This window comes from Bradyrhizobium sp. AS23.2 (genome assembly GCF_001908185.1).
GTDB lineage: Bacteria > Pseudomonadota > Alphaproteobacteria > Rhizobiales > Xanthobacteraceae > Bradyrhizobium.
Window position 1 is genome coordinate 1 of sequence record NZ_LGHM01000101.1, and the last position, 6,112, is coordinate 6,112.

The 6,112-nt window shown below is 60.9% G+C and carries 2 protein-coding genes and 3 pseudogenes; all 5 read left to right on the forward strand.

What is annotated here, in order from left to right:
* Nucleotides 1–310 precede the first annotated feature (310 nt).
* A pseudogene (locus AC630_RS47135) lies at nucleotides 311–667 on the forward strand (CopG family transcriptional regulator); the annotation flags it as partial.
* 1,219 nt (nucleotides 668–1,886) lie between these two features.
* Nucleotides 1,887–2,480 (forward strand): annotated as a pseudogene (locus tag AC630_RS21605) (ABC transporter ATP-binding protein); the annotation flags it as partial.
* A pseudogene (locus AC630_RS21610) lies at nucleotides 2,474–3,435 on the forward strand (acyl-CoA dehydrogenase family protein); the annotation flags it as partial. The pseudogenes AC630_RS21605 and AC630_RS21610, both read left to right, overlap by 7 nt.
* 923 nt (nucleotides 3,436–4,358) lie before the next feature.
* Complete coding sequence (locus tag AC630_RS21615; RefSeq protein WP_143198205.1) at nucleotides 4,359–4,826, forward strand: hypothetical protein; 468 nt, start codon at nucleotides 4,359–4,361, stop codon at nucleotides 4,824–4,826.
* A 246-nt stretch (nucleotides 4,827–5,072) separates the two neighbouring features.
* Complete coding sequence (locus tag AC630_RS21625) at nucleotides 5,073–6,059, forward strand: IS3 family transposase (protein ID WP_245330477.1); 987 nt, start codon at nucleotides 5,073–5,075, stop codon at nucleotides 6,057–6,059.
* Nucleotides 6,060–6,112: the final 53 nt, after the last annotated feature.

A 6,112-nucleotide genomic window follows, 5' to 3' on the forward strand; every position in this document is an offset into this window, starting at 1 on the left:
GCGGTGGTCTTGTCCTTGAACTCGTCCGCGGCCTTGATCACCACATAGGCCGGACTGGTGATCAGGTCATGCGCCTTCAGCAGCCGATAGACTGACGCTTCCGAGACGAAGTACTTCCGCTCGTCGGTGAGAACCGGAGCTCGGCCAGCACGAAGAGGTGGAGATGAACCGCAGCACGGAAAGGGCAGTTGCCGATGAGGAAGGTGACGACGAGGTCCAGCGCGCCGGCGTTCTTCGCAAACAGGCCTCTAGCGTTGCGCGTCAAGCCGCAATGGATCCGGGTGACGGTCTCGATCTCTGAGCAGAGAGCATGCGCACCAAGCATACGTTTCGTCTGCCGCCGGACCTCGCTGTTCAGCTTGCTGACTATGCCAGCCGCAAGCGGGTGGCTCAGGCGCTCGTTGTGGAGACGGCGCTGTCGACGTTTCTGTCGCCAGACAATTCGGAGCGAATGGAGGCAGCGCTCAGCCGGCGTTTGGACCGTCTGACCCGCCAGTTCGAACGCCTTGAACGCCACGTTACGATTCCGAACGAGGCGCTAGCCCTGTTCGTCCGGTTTTGGCTCACGGCGACTCCGCCTTTGCCTGACACGGCACAACCAGCAGCCCAGGCGAAAGGACGCGAGCGATATGAGTCGTTTGTCGAAGCATTGGGCCGACGCCTGGCTGCGGCGGCATGGGCGGCATGGGGGCATGGACTTCTGATCCAGCCGCGTCACGCCGAACCACGAAATGCGAAAACCTCTGCAGCCATGCCGGGGTTTTTCTACTTGGGACGGACTCACAACGCCTCACCTGGCCTGTCTCATGTTTGCTGTCAACCGGAACCACTCCCGGTTCGGCGGCGGATGCCGAACAAGGGTGGAGCGCTCCAGTCGTTCGCGCGTCACTGCCGATGCTATTGCCCGCCGACTGCCGCCACTTATTTGGGGCACCGCGGATTTCGACAGGTCGAGCGCTTTTAACGCGATCCTGTTTCTGTCGCGCCCAATCGCTGTCCATGGTACGTAGAGAGATTTGCAGCCGGCTTGCCGTTCTGGTAGCGCCGCGCGATTTACGCCAGCAATTCCCGCTGACGCGCGTCACGTTGCGCTTTGAAAGCAGCGACGAAGACCTCAAGGCCGGCCGAGGTTAAACCGTTCTTAGTGACGAGACCCAGCCGCATGAGGTTGACCGTCTCAATCAGGCTGTCGCCATGCGTGGAACCTCCGCCGAACAGCTTAATGACAATTCACTGCTCCCTGCGAGCTAGCCTGTTCCAGCGCGTCAAGTCGGGCATCCCAATGCCTCACGCGAATCGCTGCATGACACTGATGAATTAGCCGGTCGCCCAGAGGCGAAATCGTGGCAGCGGCGTCAACGCTGTGAGTAGAGGCTAGGTTTTTCTAGATGCCCTGATGCTACCGAGCTCGCGAGTCGGCGATGATGGTCGTGCACGGAGCCGACTCACCTTAGAAAATGCGAGTTCGCTTGCGCATGTTACTTCGCCGACGCTCGATCGCCAACACCTTGGGCGCGAGCCGACTGGTGTAAGCGGGAAATGGCGCGAATGCGTAGAAGGTCCCCGGCGAGTGAGCACGCCGGGGCCTTTTCGTTCAACGCTGATGGCCCAGCCCAACTCCAAGGCTGCGAGCCTTCTGTCTCAATGAGCCTTCGGAGCGCTTCATCAGCTTCGAGAGTTTGGCCACGGGGGTGCGGGCCTTGGAAGACGTCCGGGAAGGGAAAGCGCCGATCCAGAGTCAGCTCGGCTCCAACTCAAAAGACTCGTGGCCGTCCTTCCAATTCGCGCCGTATCAGTCCACGATCTTGATCTTGGATAGCTCAGGGAGATCGCCGGTCGCAATCTTCGTCTGCGCAATGGTCAGAGGTCCGCGATCATAATAGGACGCAGCCCTCGACAAGCCCAGGGCCGGAACGCTGCGCGAAGACGAGACCCGCATTACCCGCCCACATCCGTCGCGCGTCGTCGTGTTTCAGGACCCGACGCTGTTTCCCTGGCGCTCGGTCTGGGACAATGTCGCGCTCGGGCTGGAGGCCCAGGGTATCCTCAAGAGCCAGCGCCAGCGCGTCGATGGCGCGCTCGATCTCGTCGGACTTGCCTCCTTCCGCAATGCTTATCCGCATCAGCTCTCCGGCGGCATGGCGCAACGCGTCGCGCTTGCCCGCGCGCTGGTCAACGATCCAAAAATCCTGATCCTCGACGAGCTGCTCGGCAAACCCGACTCGCTCACCCGCATTACCATGCAGGCCGAGCTCGTCTCACTCTGGCAGCGCAAGGGCTTTACGACGCTCTTGGTGACGCATGATGCTGAGGAAGCGTTGGTGCTCGCCAACCGCGTCATCGTCTTCAGCGACCGACCGGCACGGGTCAAGGCCGACATCCAGGTCGACTGGCCCTATCCGCGCCATCGCGGCGATCCTTATCTCGCGGATCTGCGCCGCCAGATCCTCGGCCTCTTGGGGTTAGATGCCACATGGTGACGTCTTCAGGGAGCCCGGCCGCGCGGGAAAGGGCGGTCCCGGCCGCGGCCGATTATTTCGCGCGCGCGCAAAGCCTTGCCGCGACCTTCTCCGGGCGCGCGGCAGCGCATGACCGCGACGGCAGCTTCACTTTGAGAACTTCAGGGAGCTCTCGGAGGCCGGTCTGCTGTCGCTGACGGTGCCGGCCGCACTCGGCGGCGCCGGCGCCGGCGTAAGAGATGCCTCCCGCATCGTCGGCATCATCGGCCAAGCCGGTCCGTCGACCGCGCTGGTGCTGTCGATGCACTGCATCAATCACCTGGTGATGGCCCGCAGCCCGGCCTGGCCGGCCCGGCTGGCGCGCAAGCTTGCGCGCGAGACCGTGGAAGGCCTCGCCTTGATCAACGCGCTGCGCGTCGAGCCCGAGCTCGGCTCGCCCGCGCGCGGTGGCCTTCCCGCGACCGTCGCGCGGCGCACCGAGACCGGGTGGCGCACCGGCCGCAAGATCTATTCGACCGGCGCGCCGATCCTGAAATGGAACCTGGTGTGGGCCCGGACAGACGAGCCCGAGCCTAGAGTTGGTCAGTTTCTGGTGACGGCGGGCCTGCCAGGCACACGCATCGTCGAGACCTGGGATCATCTTGGCCTGCGCGCCTCCGGCAGCCACGACGTCGTTTTTGACGATGTCGTCCTCCCGCTTGATCACGAGATCGACGTGCGCAGACCTGCGGATTGGCGCGGGCTGGACGTCTCGCAAGCTGCCACGCACACCGTTTTATTGCCGCGATTCTATGACGGCATCGCGCGCGCCGCGCGCGACTGGCTAATCGAGTTCGTCCGGCAACGCGTGCCTTCCAGCCTCGGCGCGCCGCTTGCGACCCTTGCGCTCGTGCAGGAGGTCGTCGGCGGCATCGAGGCGCGGCTCGTGGTGAATGCGCGGCTGATCGACAGTTTCGCCGGCGACTTCGACGATGGCTATCGCGACGTCCTGTGTGGGCGCGCGACCGACTTCATCCGTCGGCTTGCGGCTGCGAGGGCCTGGTCGCTCACCAATCCCAACCGCTACGCCGAGACGTGGGGCAGGTTGATGAATATCCCAACTGTGGTGCCGCTGAATTGGCTGTCGCGGGCAAAAGTGCGCATTGCGCCAATCGACGATAGCGTGACGAGGGACGAGCAAAGCACTATCGACCTCTATTTCCGCTGGGGTCTTATCAAGCGAAAGCTTAGTGTCGATGAAATCGTCGATCGCTCCTTCTCAGACGCGATCTCTAAGGGCGCAGGTTTGTAAGTTAGTGAGCGTGTCAAGAACGGATTTGCGAGAGATTGGACTGACACCATTTTGAAGCAGAGCTCGCATGTTGCGAGACCGCGTCCATGGGGGGGAAAGTGGTTTGCGGGCGAAAATTTGACTTCGCAGACAGCTCTATAGCGGAGCTTCCGGGCGCTTGTGCTTCGGGCGATTTCAGTCGGCTACTGTCTCGACACGCGCTTGCGCTTGCAGCAAAAGCAACTTCATCCGTAGCGCGATTTCGCTGCCTCCGGTCATTGTAGGCATTGTTGATTGTTTGCTGTAGGTTCGGATAGGCCTCAACACAGATATCGCGGGTAAAATCCGGTCATTTTCACTGCGCCGTTGAGGGTACCCAAGTCGCTCGCGTAGTCGCCGGTTGAGGGTGTAGTAGATATCTCTTTAGAGCGATTGCGTCCGAAAGTTCTGATGCGGCTGGCGAGTAAAGCCTCATGCTACACACGACCAACCAAAGCTCGCACATAGCTCACTATTACTGCGTTTGATATGAAATCCTTCACAGTGGGGCATGATCTCTCAGCCTACATTCGACTTGCGACCACATCCAACATCGTCCCCTGTCGACTTCGCCGGAAGGAAGCCACCTCATGAGCAGCGACTCTCAGTCTAAGAATCCGCCGAGGTGGGACTGGCCATTCTGGATGAAGGGCAGCATGCCAAATCCTCTGGATTTCTTTGCGGCGCCCCGGAATTTCGTGCAGCCCATACTGCCCGGATGGGTGTTTGGTAGCGTTACCAACATCAACGAGCAGAATTCAAGCGCGCCTGATACCGAACGAGAGGTTGTCGCCGCACAGAGCTACGGTCGTCAGCTGGGCCGCGTCATGGACGCTCTTGCTATTCTCATCGTCGACCTGCCGAAGGAGAAGCAGGATGCGACGGCTTTCGAAGAATTCACCAAGATCCATCGCGAGATCAATGACATCAAGGCACAAGCTGCAGCCCGACGCCTCGACCGCATTGTGGCGGACCTGGCTACTCTCAAAGAGACGAAGCCCGAGGAATATGAGCGCCTCGCAGCGTCGCTTCGCGAGGTCCTGAAGGGGGCGCAATAAGGCCTTTCGGACCCCGTGTAGATCAGCGCGACCTCAGACTTGAATTCACGTTGCTTGCATAGGCAATCAGGGACTGGTCTGCCCCCTGAAAAGTGGTCCTCCCTGAAGTAGGCTATTGAGCCTTGGAGAGGACGTTGGAATGCCCCAGAAGAAGCACAAGCCCGAAGAGATCGTCGCAAAGCTGCGCCAGGTCGATGTTTTGTTTCACAAGGCCGCTCGGTCGGAGAAGCAGTTCGCTCGATCGGTGTGACGCAGTTTACGTATTATCGTTGGCGCAAGGAGGTTCGGTGGCCTGAAAGGCGATCAGGTGAAGCGCCTCAAGGAGCTGGAGAAAGAGAACAGCCGGCTGCGCAAGGCGGTGTCGGACCTGACGCTCGAGAAGCTGATCTTGAAAGAGGCTGCCTCGGGAAACTTCTGAGCCCTTCCCGCCGTCGCCGCTGCGTCGACCATGTCATGGCGAAGTTCTCCATCTCGGAGCGCTTTGCCTGCAAGGTTCTGGGCCAGCATCGTTCGACCCACCGCAAGAAGCCCAGAGGTCGAAAGGACGACGAGGCATTGACCGCCGACATCGTCCGGCTGGCTTCTCGGTATGGCCGCTATGGCTATCGCAGGATCACCGCGATGTTGCGATCAGAGGGCTGGACGGTGAATGCCAAACGCGTCGAACGCATCTGGCGGCGGGAGGGGCTGAAGGTCCCCCAGAAGCAACCCAAAAGAAGGCGTCTCTGGCTGAATGACGGGTCATGCATCCGGCTTCGGCCGGAGCACCCCAATCATGTCTGGTCCTATGACTTCGTCGAGGGCCGGACCCACGATGGCAGGAAGTTCCGCATGCTCAATATCATCGACGAGTTCACCCGGGAGTGTCTGGCGATCCGTACCGATCGCAAGCTCAGCTCCACCGACGTCATCGACGCTCTGTCGGACCTGTTCATCCTGCGCGGTGTGCCGGGCCATGTTCGTTCCGACAACGGCCCGGAGTTCATCGCCAAAGCCGTGCGGGAGTGGATCGTCGCAGTCGGCGCAAGGACCGCCTTCATCGAACCCGGAAGCCCCTGGGAGAACGGCTACTGCGAGAGCTTCAACTCGAAGCTGCGCGACGAACTCCTCAACGGTGAAATCTTCTACAGCCTCGCCGAGGCTAAGATCATCATCGAAGCATGGCGCTGCTACTACAACTGCGCATCAGAACACCCATCTGTCTATGTTGTTGAAGAGAAGAGACTTTGCTGATTGGGATGCGATCCCGCGGGGTGTCTTGGGTTCTGTCGCGCTCGTTCGGCGAT

What these genes read in the sequence shown, in the direction of transcription:
- AC630_RS21615 (WP_143198205.1), top strand. Translation starts at nt 4,359, where the DNA reads ATGAGCAGCGACTCTCAGTCTAAGAATCCGCCGAGGTGGGACTGGCCA.